27 protein-coding genes and 2 pseudogenes are annotated in these 25,081 nt (G+C 34.9%); 15 read left to right on the top strand and 14 right to left on the bottom strand.

What is annotated here, in order from left to right:
* The first annotated feature begins 148 nt into the window (after nucleotides 1-148).
* Nucleotides 149-598 (top strand): annotated as a pseudogene (locus tag T479_RS24375) (YxiF family protein).
* 76 nt (nucleotides 599-674) lie between these two features.
* Here T479_RS24375 and T479_RS16110 read toward each other — a convergent pair.
* Genes T479_RS16110 through T479_RS16100 form a run of 3 tightly spaced genes read right to left on the bottom strand, consistent with a single transcriptional unit; the run spans nucleotide 675 to nucleotide 2,063 of the window.
* Nucleotides 675-1,064, bottom strand: coding sequence for an IS3 family transposase (locus tag T479_RS16110; protein ID WP_249038309.1), 390 nt, complete (start codon nucleotides 1,062-1,064; stop codon nucleotides 675-677).
* Nucleotides 1,065-1,086: 22 nt separating this feature from the next.
* Nucleotides 1,087-1,485: an IS3 family transposase gene (locus T479_RS16105; protein WP_038509858.1), complete on the bottom strand. Its 399-nt coding sequence runs from the start codon at nucleotides 1,483-1,485 to the stop codon at nucleotides 1,087-1,089.
* Nucleotides 1,486-1,502: 17 nt separating this feature from the next.
* A complete protein-coding gene (locus T479_RS16100; protein WP_025220230.1) occupies nucleotides 1,503-2,063 on the bottom strand; it encodes a helix-turn-helix domain-containing protein in 561 nt (186 codons plus the stop codon).
* Between the two features lie 289 nt (nucleotides 2,064-2,352).
* Here T479_RS16100 and T479_RS16095 point away from each other — a divergent pair, with 289 nt between their 5' ends.
* The 3 genes from T479_RS16095 to T479_RS16085 all read left to right on the top strand — a co-directional run bounded on the left by T479_RS16095 (nucleotide 2,353) and on the right by T479_RS16085 (nucleotide 4,480).
* Entirely contained in the window at nucleotides 2,353-2,931 is a 579-nt protein-coding gene (locus T479_RS16095; RefSeq protein ID WP_025220229.1) for a GNAT family N-acetyltransferase, read from the top strand.
* 322 nt (nucleotides 2,932-3,253) lie between these two features.
* Nucleotides 3,254-3,583 carry a four-helix bundle copper-binding protein gene (locus tag T479_RS16090; protein WP_025220228.1) on the top strand — a complete coding sequence of 110 codons (330 nt, stop codon included), beginning with the start codon at nucleotides 3,254-3,256 and terminating at the stop codon, nucleotides 3,581-3,583.
* A 399-nt stretch (nucleotides 3,584-3,982) separates the two neighbouring features.
* Complete coding sequence (locus T479_RS16085) at nucleotides 3,983-4,480, top strand: P-loop nucleotide/nucleoside kinase family protein (protein ID WP_025220227.1); 498 nt, start codon at nucleotides 3,983-3,985, stop codon at nucleotides 4,478-4,480.
* 137 nt (nucleotides 4,481-4,617) lie between these two features.
* On the opposite strand, the gene T479_RS24355 is transcribed toward T479_RS16085, so the two are convergent.
* The 3 genes from T479_RS24355 to T479_RS16075 form a co-directional block, all read right to left on the bottom strand.
* The gene (locus T479_RS24355; protein WP_227665368.1) at nucleotides 4,618-4,743 is read right to left on the bottom strand and encodes a putative holin-like toxin; all 126 of its coding nucleotides are present in this window, start codon (nucleotides 4,741-4,743) and stop codon (nucleotides 4,618-4,620) included.
* Between the two features lie 169 nt (nucleotides 4,744-4,912).
* The gene (locus T479_RS16080; protein WP_025220226.1) at nucleotides 4,913-5,722 is read right to left on the bottom strand and encodes an endonuclease I family protein; all 810 of its coding nucleotides are present in this window, start codon (nucleotides 5,720-5,722) and stop codon (nucleotides 4,913-4,915) included.
* A complete protein-coding gene (locus T479_RS16075) occupies nucleotides 5,722-6,684 on the bottom strand; it encodes a S8 family peptidase (protein WP_025220225.1) in 963 nt (320 codons plus the stop codon). Before T479_RS16075 ends, T479_RS16080 begins: the two co-directional genes overlap by 1 nt.
* Nucleotides 6,685-6,872: 188 nt before the next feature.
* Between T479_RS16075 and T479_RS16070 the strand changes: the two genes are divergently transcribed.
* Entirely contained in the window at nucleotides 6,873-7,109 is a 237-nt protein-coding gene (locus T479_RS16070) for a hypothetical protein (protein WP_025220224.1), read from the top strand.
* Nucleotides 7,110-7,331: 222 nt separating this feature from the next.
* Complete coding sequence (locus T479_RS16065) at nucleotides 7,332-7,712, top strand: iron chaperone (protein WP_025220223.1); 381 nt, start codon at nucleotides 7,332-7,334, stop codon at nucleotides 7,710-7,712.
* A gap of 467 nt (nucleotides 7,713-8,179) precedes the next feature.
* On the opposite strand, the gene T479_RS16060 is transcribed toward T479_RS16065, so the two are convergent.
* Nucleotides 8,180-9,064 (bottom strand): LysR family transcriptional regulator, encoded by an 885-nt coding sequence (locus T479_RS16060; protein ID WP_025220222.1) that lies wholly within the window; start codon nucleotides 9,062-9,064, stop codon nucleotides 8,180-8,182.
* 106 nt (nucleotides 9,065-9,170) lie between these two features.
* On the opposite strand from T479_RS16060, the gene T479_RS16055 reads away from it, so the two are divergent.
* From T479_RS16055 to T479_RS16030, 5 genes and pseudogenes are all read left to right on the top strand, one after another.
* On the top strand, nucleotides 9,171-9,995 hold the full coding sequence (locus T479_RS16055) for a sulfite exporter TauE/SafE family protein (protein ID WP_025220221.1): 825 nt from the start codon (nucleotides 9,171-9,173) through the stop codon (nucleotides 9,993-9,995).
* A 143-nt stretch (nucleotides 9,996-10,138) separates the two neighbouring features.
* Nucleotides 10,139-10,891: a DUF4085 family protein gene (locus tag T479_RS16050; protein ID WP_025220220.1), complete on the top strand. Its 753-nt coding sequence runs from the start codon at nucleotides 10,139-10,141 to the stop codon at nucleotides 10,889-10,891.
* 213 nt (nucleotides 10,892-11,104) lie between these two features.
* The gene (locus T479_RS16045) at nucleotides 11,105-11,290 is read left to right on the top strand and encodes an ATP-binding domain-containing protein (RefSeq protein ID WP_025220219.1); all 186 of its coding nucleotides are present in this window, start codon (nucleotides 11,105-11,107) and stop codon (nucleotides 11,288-11,290) included.
* A gap of 870 nt (nucleotides 11,291-12,160) precedes the next feature.
* Nucleotides 12,161-12,471 (top strand): annotated as a pseudogene (locus tag T479_RS16040) (DUF2834 domain-containing protein).
* A gap of 365 nt (nucleotides 12,472-12,836) precedes the next feature.
* Nucleotides 12,837-13,433: a hypothetical protein gene (locus T479_RS16030; protein WP_025220217.1), complete on the top strand. Its 597-nt coding sequence runs from the start codon at nucleotides 12,837-12,839 to the stop codon at nucleotides 13,431-13,433.
* Between the two features lie 706 nt (nucleotides 13,434-14,139).
* Here the strand turns inward: T479_RS16030 and T479_RS16025 are convergent.
* The 6 genes from T479_RS16025 to T479_RS16005 form a co-directional block, all read right to left on the bottom strand.
* Nucleotides 14,140-15,234: an NADH-dependent flavin oxidoreductase gene (locus T479_RS16025; protein WP_025220216.1), complete on the bottom strand. Its 1,095-nt coding sequence runs from the start codon at nucleotides 15,232-15,234 to the stop codon at nucleotides 14,140-14,142.
* Between the two features lie 382 nt (nucleotides 15,235-15,616).
* Complete coding sequence (locus tag T479_RS16020) at nucleotides 15,617-16,207, bottom strand: hypothetical protein (protein ID WP_025220215.1); 591 nt, start codon at nucleotides 16,205-16,207, stop codon at nucleotides 15,617-15,619.
* On the bottom strand, nucleotides 16,204-16,788 hold the full coding sequence (locus T479_RS16015) for a hypothetical protein (protein ID WP_025220214.1): 585 nt from the start codon (nucleotides 16,786-16,788) through the stop codon (nucleotides 16,204-16,206). Before T479_RS16015 ends, T479_RS16020 begins: the two co-directional genes overlap by 4 nt.
* Nucleotides 16,789-17,070: 282 nt before the next feature.
* Complete coding sequence (locus T479_RS23960; RefSeq protein WP_162832720.1) at nucleotides 17,071-17,235, bottom strand: hypothetical protein; 165 nt, start codon at nucleotides 17,233-17,235, stop codon at nucleotides 17,071-17,073.
* Nucleotides 17,236-17,427: 192 nt separating this feature from the next.
* Nucleotides 17,428-18,033 carry a stalk domain-containing protein gene (locus tag T479_RS16010; RefSeq protein WP_024363244.1) on the bottom strand — a complete coding sequence of 202 codons (606 nt, stop codon included), beginning with the start codon at nucleotides 18,031-18,033 and terminating at the stop codon, nucleotides 17,428-17,430.
* A 391-nt stretch (nucleotides 18,034-18,424) separates the two neighbouring features.
* A complete protein-coding gene (locus tag T479_RS16005) occupies nucleotides 18,425-18,829 on the bottom strand; it encodes a hypothetical protein (RefSeq protein ID WP_024363243.1) in 405 nt (134 codons plus the stop codon).
* Nucleotides 18,830-19,026: 197 nt separating this feature from the next.
* Between T479_RS16005 and T479_RS16000 the strand changes: the two genes are divergently transcribed.
* From T479_RS16000 to T479_RS15985, 4 genes are all read left to right on the top strand, one after another.
* Nucleotides 19,027-20,082, top strand: a complete 1,056-nt coding sequence (locus tag T479_RS16000) for an ankyrin repeat domain-containing protein (protein WP_025220213.1) — start codon at nucleotides 19,027-19,029, stop codon at nucleotides 20,080-20,082.
* A 145-nt stretch (nucleotides 20,083-20,227) separates the two neighbouring features.
* The gene (locus T479_RS15995; protein WP_025220212.1) at nucleotides 20,228-21,256 is read left to right on the top strand and encodes a DUF4303 domain-containing protein; all 1,029 of its coding nucleotides are present in this window, start codon (nucleotides 20,228-20,230) and stop codon (nucleotides 21,254-21,256) included.
* A gap of 39 nt (nucleotides 21,257-21,295) precedes the next feature.
* Entirely contained in the window at nucleotides 21,296-22,582 is a 1,287-nt protein-coding gene (locus T479_RS15990; protein WP_025220211.1) for a hypothetical protein, read from the top strand.
* Between the two features lie 31 nt (nucleotides 22,583-22,613).
* A complete protein-coding gene (locus T479_RS15985) occupies nucleotides 22,614-23,321 on the top strand; it encodes a DUF4274 domain-containing protein (protein ID WP_025220210.1) in 708 nt (235 codons plus the stop codon).
* Between the two features lie 194 nt (nucleotides 23,322-23,515).
* Here the strand turns inward: T479_RS15985 and T479_RS15980 are convergent, their stop codons facing one another.
* Entirely contained in the window at nucleotides 23,516-24,898 is a 1,383-nt protein-coding gene (locus T479_RS15980; RefSeq protein WP_025220209.1) for an SMI1/KNR4 family protein, read from the bottom strand.
* Between the last annotated feature and the right edge of the window lie 183 nt (nucleotides 24,899-25,081).

Genomic DNA, 25,081 nt, shown 5'->3' with positions numbered 1-25,081 from the left:
TGTGAAACAATGTACTTAAGCTAACGAGGCAGTTTAGTTCAATAAGAAATCCGTTTTTTTGTTAAAATAAAACTAATAAATATGTTCTTTAGAGGAGCTTGTCTAATTGGAAATAAACGAACGAAAGGAAAAGATTAATTTACTTCAAATGAAAAGTAAAAGAAATACCATTATTAAAGAAATGAAAATCAAAGATATTCACTTAACTCTTGATTCTTTCTTAGAACCTCAACATTCCTATGATTTACTTGGTGATTTATTCAATAAAATAGATAAGCCCGTTGAATATAAAGAGGAATTTAAGTTTGGACATTGTAAAGATAAAGCAGCTAAAGAACTAAGGTTGCTATACAAGAAAATTCCAAAGCAACTTCAAGAAAAGGAAGTTATTTTGTTTCATTTAAATTATCGTGAAACAGGTGCGATTATTTAAAGATTGGAAGATATTTTTAGAGATATAAATTGGATAGTTAATTTTAGTGGTTATTCAAACAATGTTTTTAATTTTGTTGTTGTTGAACCGACCTTTAATTATGGAATTTGTATTGAAAGGTTTGAATATTGGGATACCTTTACTATATGGGGTTTATTGAACTAACGAGGGCTTTAGTTCAATAACAATCTTCAACAAACGGGCGCAATTCGGTAGTGACCCTTTAAAGTTAGAGTTTTTATTATGCAGCTAATTGGCTGGCATGTTTTCGGTAATTTACCGGACTCATGCCGGCCAGTTTTTGTTTAATACGAACATTATTATAATAATTGATATACTCTTTTATTTTCTTTTGTAATGCTTCATAAGAGATTAATTGTTCTCCATAATACATTTCCTGTTTTAGTAAGCTAAAGAAGTTCTCCATGGCCGCATTGTCTGCGCACGTTGCTTTACGAGACATGCTTTGAAAAACCCTGTTCTGCCTCAATGTTTTCACCCATGTATTGTGTTGATAGTGCCATCCTTGATCGGAATGAATGGTTGTCCGATATTCAGCACGCTTTTGAATAATTGGAAGCGCTTGTTTAAGTGAATCTAACACAAAATCTAGGCTCGGCCGTTTTGACATACTTAACCCAATAATCTCACCATTATATAAATCCATGATCGGACTTAAAATATAATTTTTCATCATCTGTACATTTAAATTCAGTTACATCAGTCACCAATTTTTGAAGGGCATATGACGTTCTGAATCTACGATTCAAAAGGTTTTTAGCGACTTTCCCAACTGTTCCTTTGTATGATTTATAGCGTGATTTACGCACGAATTTCACACATTTCAACCCTAGGTTTTTCATAATTCGTTGTACCTTTTTATGATTTATTGTATGTCCTTGCACTCTTAATTCCGCATGAATTCGCCGGTAGCCATATCGACCTTCATGTTTTTCGAAAGTCTCTAAAATCAAGACTTTCCACTCTACGTCTGGATCCTTTTGCCCCATCAGTTTGATATGATAATGATACGTCGCTTCTGGAATATCCACTTGTTTTAAAATATCTTTTAATCGAAATCCTTCTTGTTTAAGTTCGAAGGCGATGGCAGCTTGTGCTTTTCGAGGAAGGCATCTGGATTCTCTCGAAAAGCCTTCAACTTTTTTAAATACGCCACCTCTAAACGAAGCAGTTCATTTTCGCGTTCTAGCTGCTCCTCACGTGACATTGTTTTTTCTTGGTTATTCGCTGTTGATTTTTGTTTCTTAGACATAGACGGGCGCCCCTTTAATTTTTTTTGCAGGCCCTCTATCCCTCCTTTTAAAAAACGATGATACCAACTAGCAACTAAAGTTGGATCATTCAAGTTAAAGTGAATCGCAGTATCTTGATAGGAAGCACCTGTTCGTTTCATAAAGTTTAATACATCTAATTTAAATTGAACAGAATAAAACTGCTTCGTTTTCTTAACGGATAAGCCACTTTGCCCAAACTCTTTAAAAGCACGGACCCATCTCCTTAATGGAGAATCACCTATACCATACTTCTTCGCTATCGCTCTATATCCTAGAGAGCCACTTAAATATTCTTGAACCACCATCAATTTGAATTCTTCATTATATTTAGTCATAAAAAATCACCTCAAAAGTTAGTTTTTCACTCTAACTTTTGGGGTGCAGTACCTTCTGTAGCAAGAATTGCGCTATTTCTTTTTTGGGGGCTATTTTATAGTGTATGAAAACTGTCATTTTGTCAGTGTATGTTTTGGGAAAATTTGATAAAGTTTAAATAATTATAATTAGAAGGAGGCGGTACATTATGAAAATCGCGAACATATTTAACGGGGTGAATCTATTTTAAGGGAAGAGCGTATAAATCCCCTATAAACTACGTGGTCCCTAAAATCCGGAGGGAAAAAAGTGATTATTAGAGACTATAGTGTTAATGACGAGACTGGTTGGGTAAGATGCCGAACACTTGCGTTTTTACAGACTGCTTATTTTGATAATGTACTAAATAAGAAAGAATGTTATGAAAATCCAGCAATCGAGCTAGTCGCAGAGTTTGACGGTCAAATCGTTGGGCTTATTGATGTTGAATATGAAATAGAAGAACGAACAGTTTGCTCCAGAGGAGAAGGGTTAGGAGGGATGATTTGGCATGTCGCTGTTCATCCGGATTTCTCCCGACGAGGAATAGGACAACAATTACTCTATGCTGCTGAAACTAAAGCTAGAAGTGTGAATTTAAATCGTTTTGAGGCTTGGACAAGAGATGATTTATGGGTTCAGAACTGGTATGAAAAAATGAATTTTAATATCGTTGATTCCTATTATCACGTTTATTTTGAAGGAAATGAAATGAATCATCGAATTCAAAGTAATATGCCCAATCTATACTTAGTTAACGCTTTTACTCATTACGTTGGGAAAGATATTGACCAATTTACAAATAATAAACGTATTCACCAATGTGTTTGTTTTGAAAAATCATTTTAATCATTTCTAAGTTATGAATGGCATATTTATCAATAATACTATTCAACAATCGGGCGCAATTCTGTAATAAGAATCAGCGCTCGCTTTCATTAAAGGGCTAGATTGTGGGATAAGGGGTCTAGCCAGATTTATACGGATTCACAACGGTAGGCAAAGAAATATCCCCAAAAAAAGGGGGAACAATATACTTTAACCCGAATTATCCAGTCTTCTTTTTAATCCGTCGTCTCCTTCATCCGTTATATATTAATTTTATGTTTAGAGATACGTTGTAGGGGTATATGTATAGAGAGTAACATCTAAAATTTAGGAGGGATAGAATATATCACATGAACAACACCAAGAATTAATCCAGGCTTTACACCAATGTATGGCTGCCTGCAATCACTGTTTTGACGCTTGTCTAAAGGAAGACGATGTAAAGATGATGGCTGAATGCATCAGATTAGACCGGGAATGTGCAGATATCTGTAACTTTTTAGAGCAGGCGTTAGCACGAAATACACCATTTGCTTCAGAGCTAGCATCAGTATGTGCGACAGTATGCGAGGCGTGCGGCAATGAATGTAAGAAACATGATTATGAACATTGCCAGCAGTGTGCGGAAGCTTGTTTCAAATGTGCAGAGGCTTGTAGAAAGCTAGCTGCTTAATTTCTTTTCTTACTTGAAAAATACTTTATCCAGCATTATGTACATTTTCACGAGTCGGGACGTCCAATTATTTGGCGTCTTTTTTATTGATACAAAGCAATTATTAAGCTTCTCCATCGTATATGAACTAAATCTTTCAAAAAAGCAGTAAAAGGGATTGGTTCAATCGCTACCCCTTTATATTAAAGAAAAAAGGATATGCTTCTTTATTGATTAAAGAAACGATAAATGTACTAGACCAGGAAGAAAACTATAACCTCTTTCCTTTATAGTGATATTGGGATAATAGGTGAGTTTTCTAATAATCCCTTTGTATGCAATTTCATTACATAACAATTATTAATAAGCTAGGTTACAAGATAAGGAAATAACCGATAAAATAAGAGGAGGGATAAAAATATGAAAAAACTAGGGACTCTATACTTTTTCTGCGGAAAAATGGGAGCTGGAAAAACGACTAAATCAAAACAAGTGGCTTTAGAGAAGCAAGCAGTATTGTTATCTGAGGATGAATGGCTTGCATCTCTTTACCCTAATCAGATTACAACATTTGAAGACTATCTTAAATTCTCAGCGCAACTCAAGCCGATGATGAAAAAGCATGTCCAAAACATATTAAGTGGTGGTACAGATGTAGTCATGGATTTTCCAGGTAATACTCAACAACAGCGAAAATGGTTTTTGGATATTGCATCAGAGGTAAATGCAAACCATCAACTAATTTTCCTTAATTTAAATAATGAGCAATGCTTACGTCAAATTGCACAAAGGTGTATCGAACAACCCGAAAGAGCAACTTTTGACACAGAAGAGATGTTTATTCATGTTACTAATTTTTTTGAAGAACCAGAAGTATCCGAGGGTTTAAATATTTTAGAGTTTAGTGGGGAAGAATAATAAGGTTTGCAACATATCCTTGAAGATTTAAAGTGTGTAAAAAAATACCAAAATAGACCAGCGATAGTTTCTATTAAAGGTAATGAGATTGTTCGGATTTAGGTGATTACATTAAAGGCGATTGGCATTCTAGTAATTCACCCTACTCTGTAAGGTATAGAGGGTGATTTACTTTTTTTTGAAAAAGTAAATGACAACGCAAGAATCGTTACAATAAGTGTAGCGAAACTAAACATGAGCGTTATAGACTCATAAACTGTCATTGGAACCATCTCCTTTATTTTCGTTTGAAACGAATTTTTGGAATAAAAGATGACCAATCACCCTTAATATCTCGATCTACTACATGTAGAAATTATACCTTTATTGGCGTTTAATATTAAAAAAGCGAACACTAATTCTTTTGTACGATTATAAGGGAATTAGTGTTTTTTAATTTGTTACGATACATTCTGCAATCTCTGGAAAATCAATAAATGGATTCCGATTGCCTTGAAGTTCATGGATAGCTAGGTTGCGATGCTTTTCATAGATAGATACTGGAAAAGATTGATGCCATTTTAACAATAAGGAGGTATTCTCTAGTTCTTTTTTTATTATGTTTGGATAGCGAATTAGGAAATAGAGTGTAGCTCTAGCAACGATTCCTTTGCCGTATTCTGGTTCGAATTTACTTTCTTCAGCTTTGCCGCAGCCATCTTTGATTCCTAAAATTAATCCTTCAGGGATATAATCATGGAAATCGTAATAAGGGTAGTTGCTGCGACTGCTATTGCAGGTAGGATTGCAGGCGAATAAATGATGCAAGTCTCCTCTCATCGGTTCTTTTTTATCGAACCATGATTGAGGCACTACATGTTCACAGTTAAATAGATTATCCGATAAGATGCTTATTAACCCTTTTGCCTGCATTTCGTGGAGCCGAACGTCCTCCTCTATGACAGAAAGGGGATCCATCCTTTTTCCAGAATAAAGACTTTTTAATGAACCGTTTTCCTGTAAATCAACCCAGGGGTACACATAACGGTGCGGGCTGTAGTTTAATTGATCTGTATGTGTTTTTATAAGCAATGTGTGAAGGCTGTCTAAAAGAGTAGTATTCGTGAATGAAATGCTATGATAGTATTGATTTCTGACTTCCTTATCTTTCTTTTCGTCATAATAGGGTCGATTTTCCTGATAGTTTAAAAAATCTGACTTGGCCGTTTCCCATTCACAGTATAGCAAATCTAGTTTGTCCATTATATTTTCAACGCCTGTCCATATACTTTTTGGTTGAATACATCCGATAAGTATTCCTCTGTTGTTAAGTACAGCATTCCGTTGCCTTCGAGTTTTGGCGAGTTTCCTAAAGGAATCGTTCTTTTTATTAATTGTGCATACAGCTCAGCCTCTGTCAGATTTCGCTCAAAGTTTCTGTTGGCATTCTCTTTTATGAGTGCAAGTGCACCAGATATATGCGGTGTTGCCATCGAAGTTCCGCTTAGTTTTGCATAAGTTCCGTTTAAATACGTGGAAAGGATTTCTTCACCAGGGGCTACTAAGTCGACTTCATTATTCGAATTTGAAAAATTAGAAGATCTGCGTTGGAGGTTAATCGATCCGACGCTGATGACTTCATTGTAGCATCCAGGATAGGCCAGTTCATTTGAAGAACTCTGTCCATCTCCCTCATTACCAGCAGCACAAACTACTAGAATTTGATTAGTGATTGCGTTTTGAATAGCTTGGTGTAACTCAGGTACATCGACAGAACCTCCGAGGCTCATGGAGATGATATCCACCCTTTGTTCAACTGCATAGTTAATACCCTTTATGATCCAGTCATATTGCCCTGATCCATATTTATCAAGCACTTTTAAAATTAATAAACTTGCTTCAGGTGCAACACCAACTACTCCGGTGCCATTATTGATTGCAGCGATTGTGCCAGCCACATGGGTTCCATGGCCATTATAATCGATGTATTGATCAGGTTGTCCATCATCATCATGAGTGAAATTCCACCCACCGATAATACGCCCACTCAAATCAGGATGGGTGACGTCGCAGCCTGTGTCCAATATCGCTACAGTAATCCCCTTCCCTTTAGAATTCTCCCAAACTTTTGGAGCTGCAATAAGTTCAATACCTTCTGGCACCACTTCGACCACTTCGACCACTTCATTCACTTGAAACGGAATTAAATGTAACTTTTGCTTCATTTGTATCCCTCCTGAAAGAAATTAGTTTTTAAGTGTAATATTGGTAATTAATAATATTCTAACAATTCTGAATTTAAATTAACAGTTACAATAGATGTGTTTTTATCTAAAATATCAGATTTTTAATAGTGAAAATAGTATTGGTATCTATTAGTCAATATCGCATGATAACATCTTAAAGATTGTGGATGTTTGTACTTAAAATAAACTGCATTGGAGAAGTTGAATTTCATGGAACAGAAGATGCTTATAAAGGTATCGAATTAATACGTGTACATAAACTTTCTAAAAATACAACATTAGCTGAAGTAGAAAATCTATTCTCTATGCTATTTCACAAAGGTGAAAAGGGCTATAAAAATCCAAAACAATGCGTGGGTAAAATTACAATTCGAGCAAAAAAAGAAAATGGTGAAATTGTATAAGAAGGACACGATTGAGGGGGAAAATGGAATTTAAAGTTTCAACAAACAAAAGAAAATGTGAGGATTTTCATTTAAACAAAATGGACCAAAAATATTTAAATCAATTCATCAATATTAAATTTAAAATATTTGGAGAGAGTGAGAAATAGATAAAGAATATTTACTTTAATATTAAAGTGTTTTAAAATCCTTTCAATACTTAAATTTACAAGGAGGCATATTATGGAACAAAACATTCCTGAATCAATTGATGAATATATTTTACAATATCCTCAAGAGATTCAAGAAATATTAAAAACAATAAGAAAGGCTATAAAGGAATCAGCACCAAATGCCCAGGAAAAAATAAGTTACCGAATGCCTACTTTTGTATTAAACGGAAATCTGGTACATTTTGCTGCATACAAAAACCATATAGGCTTCTACCCAACTTCAAGCGGGATTAATAATTTTCAGCATGAATTGTCGGGATATAAAACCTCTAAAGGTGCAGTTCAATTCCCGATTGGAGAACCCATCCCTTATGGATTAATTAGTCAAATAGTAAAATTTAGGGTTGCTGAAAACCAAAGTAAAGTGGAAGGAAAAATAAAAAAGAAATAATTTGTAGATGGCAAATTTCCCTTTGTTTATGAACTGTAACAAAAATCATAATAACAGGATTTATCAACAATCGGCGCGATTCTATAATATGGATCAGCGCTCGTTTTCATTAGAGGGTTAGATTATTGAATGACATGCTTTTGTAAATGTAACTAGACCATTCTTTGGGTGCTTTTTTCATCTAACATTATTGTATAGTTAAATGTAAAAGGGGAGACAGAGTATGGATAACCAATATTTCGTAGGTTGGGGTACATTGGCATTGACAGATACCACCTTTGTGTAACAATCCTGTTTACAACTCTAATGGGCATATTCACGAAATAAATGTACTAAAATGGTTATTTTCTGTTTCACTATTTATACCAAAGCCGTACACATGTGTTTCATTCTTATTCCACAATCGGGTCATATTGTTGAAATACATTCTTTTATGAAAAGTTACCAAACGGCGGTTTGATAACTTATTATTTGTTATTTAAAAGAAAATCTAAAAACAATTCAGAACTAGTATTTGGCTGCATGTTTAATCGTGTGCATACATGTACAGGGCGTATAATTTCTATGTTTTTCACATAAATCCTTTGCAGTTGATTAGTATCTAAATACCTTTCAACAGCAATAGATGGAGATAAAGTAATACCATAACCTGAAAGAACTGCTTGAACCGATTCCGTTAATCCATTAAAAACCAATCCTATTTTAGGAAATGGCACACCTTGAGTATGACAAATGGATTGAAAAAGTTTTCTTGTTGAACTCCCTTCTTCTCTCATAACAAATGAGTATTGAACAAGTTCATCTAAAGTGACCTCTTTATTTGCTAATTTATGCTTTGGGTGAGTAACGAAATAAAACTCAATATCTTTCCAATGTTTACTTACTATATTAGACTCATCTATATTTTCAGTAACAATAATTCCTATATCTGCCTTATAATTTAGCAAATTATGAATCATGTCTTTCGTGTTTCCTGATTGAAGTACAAATTGAATATGCTCATTTTCATCTTTATACTTCGAAATGAATGGTGGAAGTATAGCTGTAGCTGGTAAATAGGTCGACGCAATGACAATTGTTTCAGCTGCTTGTTTTTTTATATTCGCGATTTTTGTTTCTATCGAGGTTTCTAATGAAAAAAGGTTTTCCGCCTCTTTTGCTAGAATGCGTCCTATTTTCGTTAATTGAATTCCTCTACCTTTCGATTGGATCAATGTCACATCAAGCTCTTTTTCTAAATGGCGAATTTGTATCGTTACAGCTGGCTGACTCAAACATAGATACTCTGCGGCCTTTGTTACATTTTCAAATTCGGCTACCGTTTTAAATATTCTTAAAGCGTGTAGATTCATGAAAATCCCCCTTGCATAAATATTATTTATGAATATTACTTAATTATATATTAGATTTATTGATAATAGCGTTGTATGGTTTGTATAAAAAGTTGAGGGAAAAATAATGAGAACATTGATTAATCTTTCATTGATATTTGCAGGTGGAGTTTTTCTATTATTACAAATTAATGCTACAACAAACATCCCGTTTCTCAGTATCATTATTTGCATTGGCATGTTAGGTTCATTTATAGGGACACTTGCAGGAGGCGGAGGCTTAATTACGTTACCTGCAATGCTACTACTTGGAATTCCTATTCATTTTAGTATCGCAACAAATAAATTTTCTTCAGGAATCGCATCATTATCTAGTTTATTTGTTCTTCTAAAGACAAAAGAGTTGAATATGAAAATAATGAAATCCTACATTATTTCTTCGATTATCGGAGGAGGCTTTGGTGCGCTAGTTACGTCAATTCTTCCAGAGAAATGGCTAAATCTAATTGCAATTTGTTTGCTAATATTTACATTTTTTGTATCTATTAAAAGTAAAAAATGGTATAGCGAACTACAAGCAAATAATACAAATCTTAATAATAATCGTGCTTCTAAAGTGATGTCATTCTTTATTGGGATGTATGATGGTGGATTTGGTCCTGGGTCATCAACATTCAGTATTTTATACTTTATAAAATCTAAAAATACTTATGTAAAGGCAACACAAATGAGCAGAGTGTTAAATTTCGGTAGCTGTTTTGGGGCATTTATCATTTTTTATCAAACGGGTTATTTACAATGGGATTATGCAATTGCTTTGGGTATGGGATCTATCATTGGAACACAAGTTGCAATAAAAATTGTATCAAAAATACCTTTAAAAATTGCTAAAGGGTTAGTAACTACCATCCTAATTTTATTAATCGTTCAAGTAGCATGGCAATTTAAGTAGATATGCAGTACTAAATCACGATCTTCAGCAATCGGGCGCTTTTCTTGAAGATTATTGAGTTGCATAGGCAGCTCTTTTTTCTTATTCAACTAACAGAGCAGTTTAATTAAAAATTATCTACTTAGAGAAACGAGGGTAATAAAATGAAATATTTTACTAAAGAATGGCATGAATTGTGTCAAAAAAATAATTTACATCTGCATTTAGAGGAAGAAAAGCAAGCTGAAACATTCTCAGAAGAATATTTTCAACAGCTTTACCACATTGAATTAAATAGTTGGCTTACTGTACAAGAAGAAGCTAATTTAAGATTAAAATCTCACGAAAACTATGAACCTTTTAATAAAGAAAAGGGAATAGAACAATTTCATGATATTTTCATACATAATCTTATGTATTTAAAAAAGCAATTACCAGAAACAATAGTAAAACAGATTGCAGATATAAGGGTGTTTACTTTAGATAAGGCAACTCGTAATGTAATAAATGCTGTAACTCAATTTTGCGAGGAAAATTACAGAATTGTAACCACAGTAATTGAAGATTACAAAAGATATATAAAAGAAAACTCAACATTACTAGATATAGAAATTGATGGGGATTTTAGCTTCCATGATTGCAAAATTATAAAATCAATTAAGAATGATAAATCCTTAAAATTACTCCTTGATAATAAAGTGAGTGATACAAATATAGATGAGGTCATATTTGAAAATATTAATATTATCAAACAGGATGATTTGTTAGAAGATTCATGGTGGCTGTATGAGGAAATATATAAAGTGAATGACAAATATGAATTTCACATCTTGCTACAAAATAAAACGGAGGACTTAATTGATTTTATTATATCAGCTGAACAAATTTCCTTTATAAGTAATAAAAATAATCTTTGATAGTAAACTGAGGCGTTTTTGTATTAAGTCGAAGCGAAGATATTAAAAAAATAAAGAGAAGCCTTATTAAGCTAACGGGTGCTTATCTTCAATAAGGTACTCAACAATCGGGCGCGATTGCGGAATAAGCTCCTCTTCTCTGATACAATTTACGTGTGTTTAAATGCTATAAGAACTTGAAAGTTTGTAAATACATCAAAAAGCCAATAAACGTTGTTAAATCAACGTTTATTGGCTTTATTAACTGTATTTAGTTCTAAAGGTCTTGAGTTTGAACAAGTTGTAGCATTTGGTAGAGATTATGATTTTGAAAATGAAGAAAGACTAAATGCTCATTATGTAGCGGTTACAAGAGCTAAAGAAAAAATGATAATACAATTGTCTATACAAATAAATTAGCTAATATTTTTAGAGCCCAAGATGTTAGTAGCAAGGAGAAAATTAAGTAATCAACTGTTATAATTTCAAATCTGTTAAATATTGGAGTGGTTTAATTAGGGTGTTTTACCTATTAATTTACATAAAGATAGACTAGATTATTTTAAGCTGTTTCTAAGGTCGCCATAATGCTTAGAGAATCGTATGTAGACAAACTACACGAGAAAGAAGCTGATGGATATTATAGTTTCGGGTCGCGGGTTTGAATCCCTCATTACTTATACGTACGATAATTTTGTTCAGCTAGTTGCAACAGAAGTAAAACCTGGATTCTTTTTAGTAAGAAGAATTAATTAGAATTTCAGTTTGGAACATTACCATAGTTAATTTATAAGAGCTAGTGAGATCCAATTAATCAGCATGTATAATTGTTGAGTAAATAATCATGTTCTACACATTTCTACACAACCTAATTGAAAACCCAGTAATACCAAGGTTCCAGGCGAATGATAAATTCCCTCCTGGGACATCAATTGTAAATCATAGGTTGATTTTAAACCAAAAAGAAAAACGCTTAAAACCTTGGATAATACAGGGGTTTGGGCGTTTTTTTTGTGTAAAGAATATCGAGAATAGCATTGAATAACATATAAAATTAAATTTAGGTAAACAATGTGGGCAAAAAATTAAGATGCAAAAATGTTGATTGCAATTTCTTCATCGCGTTCTTCCATTTTTTATAGGAGCGTATAGCAAGGCTGTAAAACGTTTATCAATGGTGCAAGGTGAACCATCATTAAAATGGTAAATGGAAATATTTATTCAAATTATTTTTTTATGAGGTATTATTAAACTATATTATTTGTGAAAAGCATAGAGAGGGGTTTTTAAATGAGAAAAGTTTACTTGTTATTTGCTATTATTGGCACAGTATTTCCGTATTATTTTTTGGTGCAATTCTTGAACGAAAATGGATTTGATTTAGGGCTATTAATAGATTTATTATTTGCAAACTCGATATCGACCTTCTTCGCTGTTGACTTTTTTATTTCATGTTTTGTTTTATCATCTTTATGTTTAATGAGTCGAGAAAGTATAACATTAAAGAAAAGTGGATATGTCTATTAACTTTGTTTACAGTTGGTTTATCATTGGCATTACCATTATTTTTGTTTTTCAGACAGCCTTATATAAAGAAATAAGGGTGTTAACCTATATAGGCTTTAATTAAATACTCCGTGATGGGTGGTCTTTAACAATACGTTCTAATAGCTAAGTTAATAAAGAAAATTACACATTTATTCACTAATTGGTGTCCTAGAGGTGCTTGAATTAGAATTTTATTTTATTGGATTTATTTTCCTTTTAATAGAAATAGTAGATGTGTTTAGGAATATTGATAAACGAAATTTAGGTGTGAAATTTTCTTTTTCTTATAGTTATTTGACCTTATTTCGAGGGGGTTTTTTGAAATTAATTGTACATAGCACTCAAAATGTTTATTTTGTATTGAGTGAAATTTTAATTATGATACCATATAGATTAATACATATTTGGAGGAATAATTATGGAAAATAGTAAGATAAAGTTATTATTATTACTAAGTTTATTTTATGTTTTAATTTTATCAGCATGTAATCAGAAAGAAGAAAGTGTTGATAAATCAGGTGATAATGAACAAGAAAAAGTAGAAACTTTAAATCAAGAGGAAAAAGAAGAAGTAGATACATCAAATCAAGATGGTTTAGTTGAAAGTGTCGAGAAAATTTCCAAAAATGAAGAGATTGCTGAAGACAATCATTTAAATACATCTTTGACATTAGTTTTAGAAGATGTTATTCCTAGGGACCCAAGTATTGATGATAATGTCTATGGATATGAATTAAATTTTATTTTGAAATATATTAACCATACAGATAAAGACATAAAAGGATTTATAGCAGAAACATATTTTTATGATATGTTTGGTGAATTAGTATACACATTAGATTTCAAATATGAGTGGGATGTTATTCCTGCAAATGGTTCTTCAAACTTCAATACTGCTGTTGATTTAAATCAATTCAAAGATGAAGATATGCGTTTTTATAATTTGCCATTTGAGAATATGAAATTTAAATACAAAATTAAATCCATAGTCTTTACGGATGGAACAAGTATTTAAAAAAGTAAAGCCTTACAACAAGCTTTGTAAGGCTATTTTATTTTGGAACCCTGCAGGTTGGGTAATGGGAGCCGTTGGAATAACTGCCGATGCCTTAAATGTTTTTAGATAAAATTAAACGTAAGATGACTAAGGAATTAGTAAAAAAGAGAAAGAAATACAAAAAGAACTAAAGAAGTGGCTTAATACCGATATTATCCCTCCAATAAGAAAAAAGATGTATTACCAGTATAATAAAGATATGAAAAATGATATAAAGTATTGCGAGTGTAATAGTTATTTCCATTAAGAATTAAACCTTGATTCTAATCGTATTTAGCATTTTATGTATTGATGAAATAAGAGGTATCTAAGTAAAAACATAATTATACACAATTTCTACACAATGAAGCTAGAAACCCTAGTAAAATTAATGTCTCAGAAATATTTATAAGCTCCTGAGACGTCTAAAGCTTCATGCTAACTAAAAGCGCCTCAAACCTTTTAAAATCAAGGGTTTGAGACGCTTCTTTTTCTTTATTAAGAATACGTAAGAAAATGAACTGTGCAGGAAAGTCTCGAATGGCTGTTATAGGCTTAGTTATAAATGATTTTTTGACCATCGCTAGCATTAGTACAATCTGTTGCTTCCCAAAGCAGATCATCGTAGATACTTTGTTCTTTATGTTTGTTTAGTTTAGTGTGTCATGGTGGTTCGTTTTTACAATTATTTTACGCCAGGGACCCAACCTACATTACGTTTCATCATGTTCATTAGGGGCTCTGGAATGTTATTATCACGGCTCATATCCATTTCCGTAATAACGGGTTCACCAGCGGCTACTTTTTCCACCCAGTGCGCTTCAATTAATAGCTCACGACCAAGTGCAAGTAAATCAGCACCTGTTTCCATCGCTTCTTTCGCATCTTCTGGTGAATAAATAGAACCAACGCCGATAAACGGTATTCGACCGTCAATGACGCGTTTTAAAATTTTAATACGGTTTTCTTTTTCGCCGCTATAACGATGTGCTTCTGAGCGGAAATCACCTAATGAAATGTGCAAGTAATCGAGCTTTTCATCTGCTAAACGATCTACAAGTCGAACCGTTTCATCTAGCGTGATGCCGTCTTCTTCAGGCTCTTCTGGGCTAAAACGATAACCAACGATAAATTGATCATCAGCATATTGCGCTTTGGCGCGGTTTATACTTTCGATAATTTCTAATAAGAATGTCATACGGTTTTCAACAGAGCCACCATAACGGTCTGTGCGTTTATTTGTAAAGCCTGAGAAGAATTGTTGTAATAGATACGTATTGGCACCGTGAATCTCCACACCGTCAAATCCTGCTTCAATGGCGCGACGTGTCGTTTCACCAAATGCTACGACGATTTCCTCAATTTCTTCTACCGTTAATGCACGTGCCACACCGCCATCTGCTGCAACGTTTTCACTTGCACTTACGATATCGCCATTTGGTACAAGGTCACGTACTGCTTGGCGACCGCCGTGATATATTTGTAAAATTGCTTTTGCGCCACCGTCGTGAATCGCATCAGCAATACGTTTTAAGCTCAAAATATATTCATCGCTATGTGCCGAAATTTGACCTGGGAAGCCTTTCCCATTAGGAAGTACGTAAGCACATGCTGTAATCACCGCACCGACGCCATATGAGCGCTCACGGTAATATGTAATCTCCGCATCTGATACCGTATCATCCGCATTTGCTGAGTAAGTGGTCATTGGCGCCATTAAGTAACGATTACGAATTGTGACGCCGTTATGAAAAGTAAATGGTTTTAAAAAAGTTGTCATGTTATTCACTCCTTCTAAAACAAGAGTAAATTTATAGGATTTAAAAGTCAAAAATCATGCTTACGACTATTTTCTACAACAAAAAATCAGTAGAAAGAATGATTGTATGGAGGAATTGGGGAAAAAAGTGGTCGGTTTAACAGGATGGACCAGAGTTATCGTAAAAAAATTGATCCACAGCATATTGCTGTGATTAGCGCCTTTGGAAACGACTATTCGTTATTCACTCTTACACAATGCGCATGATACATCTTGCTTCACGTTATCCGCACGTTGGACACTTACGTATTTTAATAAAACACAGAAAAAAGCGGCCAAAGAGTCGCCTTTTTCTATGTCTATCATTAGCTTACAGTATCGTGTAACCTTTTAAACTAGCCTTCTATTTAGGTATCGTAGAAAACAATTCAACATCATCAAAGTAATGAATCGCATCTTTATCTTGGTCATAAATATATAATCCATAACCATTTTTATTTTGTACTAGCTCTTTTATTTCACTAGTAGTCATCGGTTTTTCTACTTCTATATTAAGAGTAACAATATATTTTAGTGCATTAAATTCCATAATAGCTCCAGGAACTAACCCTGTACTATCTTTGTTTATTATTGAAGAAATATTTTCGGGTATCTTTAATTCAAAATAATATTTACTATTAATTTTACTTAACACATCATAAAGCTGAGGACTGATTCTGTAAGAAATTTTAAATTCCACTAATTTATCATTAGCGTTTACTTTAAATTCATCAACTCCAAAATTTGGTGGAATAAATTGCTTTTCTAAAGAAACGGTACTACTGACTTCCTCAATTTGTTGTTGTTCATGATTATTTTGTTTTTCCTCTAATTGCTGATTGTTACGTTTTGTATCTTCAATTTGTTGATTATTATCGCATGCTACAAGAACAAAAATAGATGTCAACATAACTAGAATAAAAATAAAAAGTTTACTATTAATAATTTTTATCATTGTTTAACCTTATCGCTCCAACTAGTATACGTCCATTTTCCTGTCACAGTCTTAGAACTTATTACTTTGCCTGCACTCCATAGTTTTTCAGTTCCACTTGCTTGCACCCAACTACTTCCTGCTCTTAACAAATAATTAGACTTGGCGGGAATCGACCAAGTGATTGAAAGTGTTTTTGTAGTAGATGTTCCTAGTTCTACTTGAGTTGAAACCCCAACTTCAGCCACCATTGACTTAAAAGTAGCGCTAGTAGCAACATTAGCTGAAGAAGATTGCGTAACAGCTACTGAATAACTAACAGAATCTGTGGCCGAACTAGGATTTTTAGCCAAATGTTGAAATTCAAGCTGATTGTTTCTAGATGAACTAGAATGCACATATTCATACCCTGACATATCACTGGCATATGGCGCAATACTTGGCAAAGTTACAAGCGGAGCGTTATCGTATTCTGTATAGTCCTCAGAGTTTGTAAAGTCAACTGCGTTTGTAAGGTCTACAGGTTCTTCAGCGTTAGCACCACTAACAGCATGTAAAGAAAGTAAAGATAACATTGATGTTGCTAATAAGGTTTTCTTCATACACATCCTCCATTCATCATACAAATTTTACCAAAAATAGGTTAATGAAATTATATATCATTATTTTTTGATTTTCAAATTTTTTACATAATCAAATGTTTAAATTTGTTTTTTAAACAATCGTTGTATAGAATGCCTAAAAATTTATCATTTGAGAAACTGATTTGCTTGTTGTCGCACTCAGAATTTCTATTAACTAATATAGGATAAAACAGATTGTAAAAAGGAAAAGACCACTCCTTATAAGTGGTCAATATAGATAATATGCAATTTGGTCTTATTTTATAATGAAGTCGACTTACTTTTTTTCTCATCCATAATTAGGTCTTCTTCATGTTTTGGGCGAGGGGGTTCAGTATGCCCGACACGCTCATTCGGTTTTTTAATATTGGATGATTTTGCTGACTCGTCTGTTGCAAATTCTGTATCTTTTTTATCCCTTTTCATTTCGACACCTCCTAAAAATAGTATTTAACGTATCTCCATAAAATATCCTTGTTTTTTTCAAATTCACATTTTCAAAACAAAAATTATTTTTCCGACCACTAGTGGACAGGCTTTGATAATGACGATAATGGATGGCACACAAAAATAAAAAAACAGACAACTAGTAGTAGTTATCTGTTTGATATGAGACGTTTATTTTGTGATCTTTACATTATTAAATTTGTAATCTTCCCAGTTAGCAGTTAGGGCAATATTAATTGAATCAGCATTGACAGGTTCAAAGAAAATTACATTTTCGGCAGTTACACCTGGTTCAATATATGAATCAGCATGAGGAACATCTTTTTTATACCATCTATCAAAATTGAAATCATGTTTGTAACTGTATTGCTTGCCATTTGCCACTATCCTAGATAAAGAAACGCTAGTGTTTATTTTATCATTTGAGTTATTAATATACGTTAAATATACTTTTAGAGAATCTGAATCTTGAATGACTTTGTCAATATTCACCGTAACACCATTAATCGTTTTTGATAATTCCGATTGGGTAGTAGGAGTTTTACTAGAATTGGATGTAACAGCATATGTTTTAGATTTGCTATCGTAAGTTACTTTCCCTCCAAATAGTTCTGTAACTTCATTTAGTGGTACATAAGCCTTGTTATTAATTAACTGTACATCGATAGATTTTTTGTTGCCGTCGAAAGTAAAATTGTACTTAGTGGCAGCGTAAGCACCCATACTAAACGTAAATAGTAAAATGAATACACTCAATATAACTGTTGATTTTTTCAAATTAAATCCTCCTTTTTTAACCATAATAGGGAACTAAATAAGTTTTGTATATAACAAAAAACAGATAACCATAATAGGTATCTGCTTAAATAAGTTTCTTCTAATTAGGATAAAAGGATAATCTTGTGATTGGAATAAGAAACAGCGTCCGAACTAAAGAAAATTTTTGCATATATTGTTAAATTACAAAAAATAGGTGGCTTAATAAAATAGCTAATACTACCTTAAATCAATACTTCTTTTTCAATTAATATACATATAAAAGCGTAGAATTCGATTTCCTAGTTAGTGGAAAACTGCCACTGAGATAATAAGAGTAATCTTCAATGTTGGGGATCGTAAAAAATCTTGTTATGTAGAAGGAAATAATTAGGAAAAGAACATACTTGATTTAAGTTTGGGTATCAAAGCTGCCTAATACCATGAAATCGACCACTACGCCACTTACGGGGTTTTCTGAACCTAAAACGTTAATACCTAAAACTGTTACACCACTAATATTTGTAACGTTAGCAGAGACATATTTTGCAGCAATGTTCTTTTCTCTCATTTGTACCCGCGGTCTTGCATTAATCGATGAATTGGTGGAATAGACGCTTGATACTGCGTAGTCGATTGTTGATAACAGTGTATTGCCTGTAGCTAATGCATTGTCTGTAAAATAAAACGTCGCTACACCATTAGCATCTGATGTAGCTTGCCCATAGATAATACGCTTTTCCTTTTTAGGATTGGACTCGCCTGCTTTAAACACATGAAATAATGTTGGTGATAATGTAATAACTTCAATGCTCATAGCCATCCTCCATTGCATTTTACAATATCCTATGAACTTTTATTTCGTTTAATACTTGAAATAGGCATTATTAACTTTTCGTTAGAAGCAGACGAATAACACGCGAATTATGGAGAATGCATACTACAAGAAATGAATAAGTAGTAAAATATAGGAATGGCGTGATTTTAAAAAACCGACTTAAGGAGAGAACATAGATGGGCAGGAAGCGAAAAACCTTACCGAAAAATTTCGAGGAACTCATTGAAATAGGCGATCTATCAGCGTTAAAAGAGGTATTTTTACAATGTGAATTAGATGCTCATGGTGGTTACAGTAAATCAACAGCTTTAAGTTTTTTTAAAGTACCGAATGATTTGGTTCGCTGGCTTATGGAGCAGGGTGCTGATATTAATGCGCGTGATTGTTACGGAAGAACGGCTCTACATAAACAGGCAATGAGTTGGTGCGGAAATATTGAATTGTTACTTGAGTTGGGTGCAGCGATAGAAGCACTGGATTATCAAAATGAGACACCTTTATTTGCAGCGGCAGAGTCATTTAATCCAAATGCAGTTTACACATTAGTTGGCAAAGGCGCAAATCTTAGCGCAGAAAACAAGATGAAACAAACCCCTTTAGAAAAAGCTTTGGCAACCTGTAGAAACATAGATATCGTCAATATGGCAAAGGTTGCAGAAATTTTGCTAAACGCTGGCGTGACTGTAACGCAGGATATGCAAAACGCTATTAAGCGAATTGGCAACGATTTTGAATTTCACCGAGATAACTTTAATAAGGAATATTTGAATCAAACGGATGAGGCACTTTACCGTCTATATCAGCTATTTGCTGTTTCCCCAGTCGGAAAACGAAAGATGCATGATGGCAGCTCTCTAATAACAGTATCTTCAAATGGTTGGCAGGCGCAGCATAATGAACTATGGGGTTTACTCATTCCTTCACAAGGCCATGCGAACACCATACAGGGTGAGGTAATTCGTATTACTGGTAAAGTCGCTTATGAAATTTTAGATAACGGTGGCATTAACTGGGATAATCAATATCGAAAGATGCTCCACAGTTTGGGTCATTATTTTCGTCTGGGCACGCCATTAAACCCAGCGACTTTGCAAGAGGCTGAAACATTAGTGAAAGAACTTCACAAGGGTAATAGTAGTGATGAACCTGCGAGACTGTGTGAATTAGCTGTGCATTGGGTACTTAGCAATCCGAATCCAATGAGGTTGGAGCAGCCAGATTATAAGCGATAGCTACGTATGCCTTGTTCAGCCCAATAAGCATTCAATGCTTAGCAATTCTCTTACTTTACAAGCTAAAAAAAGAGAATCGGACAGATAAGGAATGACAAAACACCTTTATTGGCTTACTAAACATAATTGGAGGGAATGTTTTACTATGAGTTATGATGTTCATATCGGAAGGTTAATCAGTGGGAGAAGAGAATTAGAAGGTAAGGGTAGTTATCTGCTATGTACGGCCAATCAAACGATTCAAGAAATAACGACATTTGGTTCTAAAGATGGGATATTTATTAGTACGCGTGATTTGGAGAATGCCCTTTACGACTTCTGCAAATCTGCCATTGCTCGCTATATAGAAGAAGGACGAAACAAGGATGTGTATACTTTCTCACTCTATACGGATAGCTATAATGGCAGCTATATAGTGTACATTAATAATCGGCATTCTTTAGAGCAAACGGTTGCTCAATACTACGCACAATATCAAGAAAGTTACTTGGAAACTGGTAGCAAGTTTTACAATCAAACTCTAGAGCAAATCTATCGCTCCTGTAAATTTAGTGAAGGCGATTATCCCTTTATGTACGACGAGATGCCGAATGGTCTTGAAACCTATCTTGAAATGTTCAACTGTATTAGTCAAGAAACACCCACGTATTTAAGCAATGACGAGAACTACATATTTGAGAAGACCATAATAGATTCAGAGCTCTTTTTAATTGCCATCCAAGTTATTCATCGATTGCAAAATGACCTAAAGCAATTGAATCGTACGGAGGACTTTATTGCCTACGTGTCAGCCGCGGATGGCGTTGGTGGTGATTATTTGACATTAAGCCAGCTCATAAGAAAAACTGTACCCGAAGACCAATTGTATCAATCAATGCCTGACTTAATGAAGAAAGATATGGAATTCCATTCTGCAGTCGATGCTATACAGCAACGTCCCCTTGTTCAACAAGTAAAACATTGGGTAGATGTAATCGAAAGAGGAGAATTTGGTAAAGGTAGCATGCGAAGCTTCTGGCGAACAGATTATGAGGCTTATGAACAACTTGTGGGGCTTGGAGGTCACGCCATCCCACATATTCAAGAGCATCTGAACAGTGAACTTAAAGATGATACTAGGCGCATTCTAATGGTGGTATTAGAAGATCTGGCAGAACAAGCTGCTCGCTTATAATTTTACAAAATCGTATAAGGCGAAAGGGGGGAATCCAATATGACGCAACGACTACCATGTAAGACGGAAGGCTGTAGCGCAACAATACTGCCGACTACAGCAGCCAAAATGGGCGGTATTTGTATGCCATGTCATCAGGAGCATGCACGAAAAAAGCAACAAGCTTACATTGAGAAGCACCGCAAAACGGTTAATCTCTATGAAGGACTTACGAATTATGTGGACATTCTTAAGGTAATGCATGCGCCGAGAACGTATGCTCCTCTTATCCAATACATTCCTTTTCCGTTAAGCATGGAGCAGATATACATAGTATTATCAGAACAAGAAGCGGACAATATGTTGAAATATGCCATGGAATTACTTGCCAAAAATAATGACAATGAAGCAGAGGACATTCTATTGTCGCTAGTATGCTATCGAAATAAAAATATCGCCAATTCTTTACCTGAACTGATGGAGCGTAGCTTGTTTCATTATCCACTTGTTTTTAAAGATGCACCACCAGATATACAACAGCTCCTTTTAGAGCGTATTAAATGGGATCAGGATAACCGAAACCATCTGCTCCTTGTGCTCGGTTGGATTGGTAATGCCATGGTCATAGAGCAGTTTCGGCAATGGCAAAAACAGCCGCCAATATGGACAAAGCAGTTGTATGTAACGCCAGAAACCTACGCTCTTGAAGGCGGATGGGAGCTTAGCCGTGACGGAATGAGGCGTGACCTAATTAACCATGTCTGCTATGCAATTAGGCAAACAGACCAACAAAGTGAAGATTTCAATGAAGAGCAGTATGCGCATTTTCTTGGGATAAGCCATTCAACCTGTCCGTGGTGTAATAGGAAGTTAACGAAATTAATGGACGTGGCTACCGCTCATCCATCTTTGCACTATCTCAACATGCACAAGAACTTGCAGGTAATAACCTGTGATTTATGTGGAAGCTTTAGTACAATCTACATGGAATTGGACAAGGATGGTGTGCCTGTTTGGAGCCGTTATAATCAAAAACCAGCGTATCTTCCAGATATTGATGACGTAAACAGCTCTATTGAAATGACACCTAGGTTAGCCCTTGCACATGAGCCACAATCACCATATTATGCTGCGCTTTGGACGATGTCACAATTAAATTCGCAGATCGGTGGTTATCCAAGCTGGGTGCAGGATTCAGCATATCCGCTTTGCCCTTGCTGTGAGCAAAGAATGCGTTTTATAGGGCAGATTGATTATACTGATTTTGATGAATATGCTGAAGGTATTTTTTATATGTTTGTCTGTCTAAAAGACAACATTACAGCAACCATTTATCAGCAAAGCTAAATAATGTTACTGTGTCAAAGGGGGAATAATCTTGCGTTGGAAGGAAGTTAGCAAGACAGATAATCTGTCACTTGTCCACCAGGCAGCAATGGAACTGGATGTGAATGAACGGGACGAGCGCGGGAGGACACCGCTGATGCTTTTTTTAACTAATCGAATGCCTGTAAAAGCGATTGAAATATTAATAGAGCACGGAGCAGAACTTGAAGCACAAGATAAACTTGGTGAAACGCCACTTAAAAAAGCTGTAAAGTTCAAGCAAGTGGATGCTATATTGAAGCTGATCGAAGCGGGAGCCGAACTAGATTCGCCACTGGGTATTTTAGCGACGGCTTGGAATGCAGCTCGTACAGATAAAAAGCTTGCTGACCTTCTGCTTGCAACAAAAGGAGCGGTTCGCCTTTCGTTGACAATGGAAGAACAAAGCATTGTTGAGGAGCTGTTGTATGAAGAGTCACAAAACAAACTATGCGAGAAAATAGCACACATTAATTCGCCAGAAATATTACATGCCATTGTGAACGGATATAACTGGGATGATGGTCCGGAACCGATGCTATCTGTTTTTCAACATCCAGCAACGTCAGAAATTACACTTCTTGATATGTATGATTTGTTAGATGGGGATTACTGGATGAACAAGAGGGATTCACATGATTTATTAAACACAGATGAGGAGAAGCGCTTTACGGAGCTTGCTGTTGCACTGTATAAAAGATTAGAGCAGTGCCGTCACTAATGATAAGAAGAGGCTGCGCCGTTGTTGTCCGCTTCGGCGGTGCTTTCCGCTCAGCACAGTAAGCCGCAACCCTCGCTAGCGCGCGGTTCGTTACGTCTTACGCTACGTGCATTTCCGCAGGAGTCACCGCCTTCGCTACCAACAACTAGTGAACCCTTTTAATTTTTTAGTTATGTTCCAGCCTCTTTGCATTATTAGTAAGCATTTAATTTATGGATGACTTCCTCTGCTAACACATTGCTAAAGCGAATAATTCCATGTTCTTGTACAATCAGCCCTTCATTGAGGCGTTGATTGAGCCAATCTGTAATAAAGGAAGGCGCATACCCACCTAGACCGAACTCACTGCCAAATACGATGATGTTTTGATAAGCTTCTATATATTGGTCGTAACTAGTTTCAGGATACGACTTCGTATATAACCAAAATTGCACATCATACATGGTATAGGATAATTGATCTGCATGAAAACTAAAATGGCCTTTCTCTTCGACAATCTGTGTACATATGCTACGGATTTTCTGTTCCACTTGTTCCACCTCTGTTACACGAGAGCACAGCTCCTCCAGCAGAGGAGTAAACTTCCCATGCGCTACTTTAGCCAAGGCTTCTTCTTTGTCTTCTTCAGAAGTATCATAGTGTTCTTCATTCACTAAGCCTTTGATAAACGCTTCAAAATTATCGGCAAGGAACGTAATCTCATAATCATCTTCTTGATCGACATGAATCACTTCAGGTTCACCATCTCGACCACATGCTCGATAGTCTAACATCACGACATCATGCCCGGATGAAGGACAATCACAAATAACTACTCCAATGTCTGGATATCCCCATTCCTCTATCATAAACGGACTGCCCAAATCTCCGCATAGGGAATAGCTTTTCTCACGTCCAATACCCATAATACCTGTAATGGCAATATGATCTTCCGCCCAGGAAGTTGCCATATCTGTTGGAAAGCAAGTATTTCTCGGTACTCCGCCATTGTGTTGCTTCATTAAATAAATATACGAAGCGGGGAGTTTATAACCAAGCTCTTTCTCTATAGAGGCAATTAATTCATCCGACGGTGGCTCTGATTGATAGGATTTTCTTGCATACTCGCTATCTTCCCAAAATGCACTTAGAGACATCTCTGAAAAAGGAATTCTCTTTTCTGCGGAGCCACCACGCTCGGAGTAAGCTTTCTTCTGGGCAAGTCGAAGTTCTTCACTTTTTTGCTTCTTGGCTTTAAGGGTACTCTGTCTTAAAAAATACTCGGTGCTGCGATCTCCGGAATCTAATTGGTCAGACATGCTAAAAGCTTGAGCTGCTTCCTCATAGCGCTTTAAATAATAGAAAGCAAAGCCTACCCGATAATGCCATAGCGCATCTTGTTTACCTGCCTCAGAAATTTTACTAAAATGATTGAGCGCTTCTTCGTAAAGACCCAAATTGTTATAGGCTCTAGCCAAAATGCTAATCAATTCATCGTCTCGTTCTTCTTCAGGAATTGCTAAAAGGGTATCGACAATTTGCTGATGTTCGTCTACTTCATGCCACTCGTTCAATTGATTTATAAGCTTTTGTTCCATTGTTACCTCCAAATGATTATTCATAAATACTACCTATGTATCTGGTAAATCCTTACCTTTAAAATAGTAACATCTATAAATGAAGGATTCTAGAATTTTCCTGTATGTTAAAATCAATACATTATGAGTGTAAAAAATAAAAGTATGTAAATTTCGGATAAAATAGTAAAATATATAATTATA

The sequence above is a fragment of the Lysinibacillus sphaericus genome, from assembly GCF_000600105.1.
Classification (GTDB): Bacteria; Bacillota; Bacilli; order Bacillales_A; family Planococcaceae; genus Lysinibacillus; species Lysinibacillus sphaericus.
This window is presented reverse-complemented; position numbering and strand designations above follow the sequence as displayed.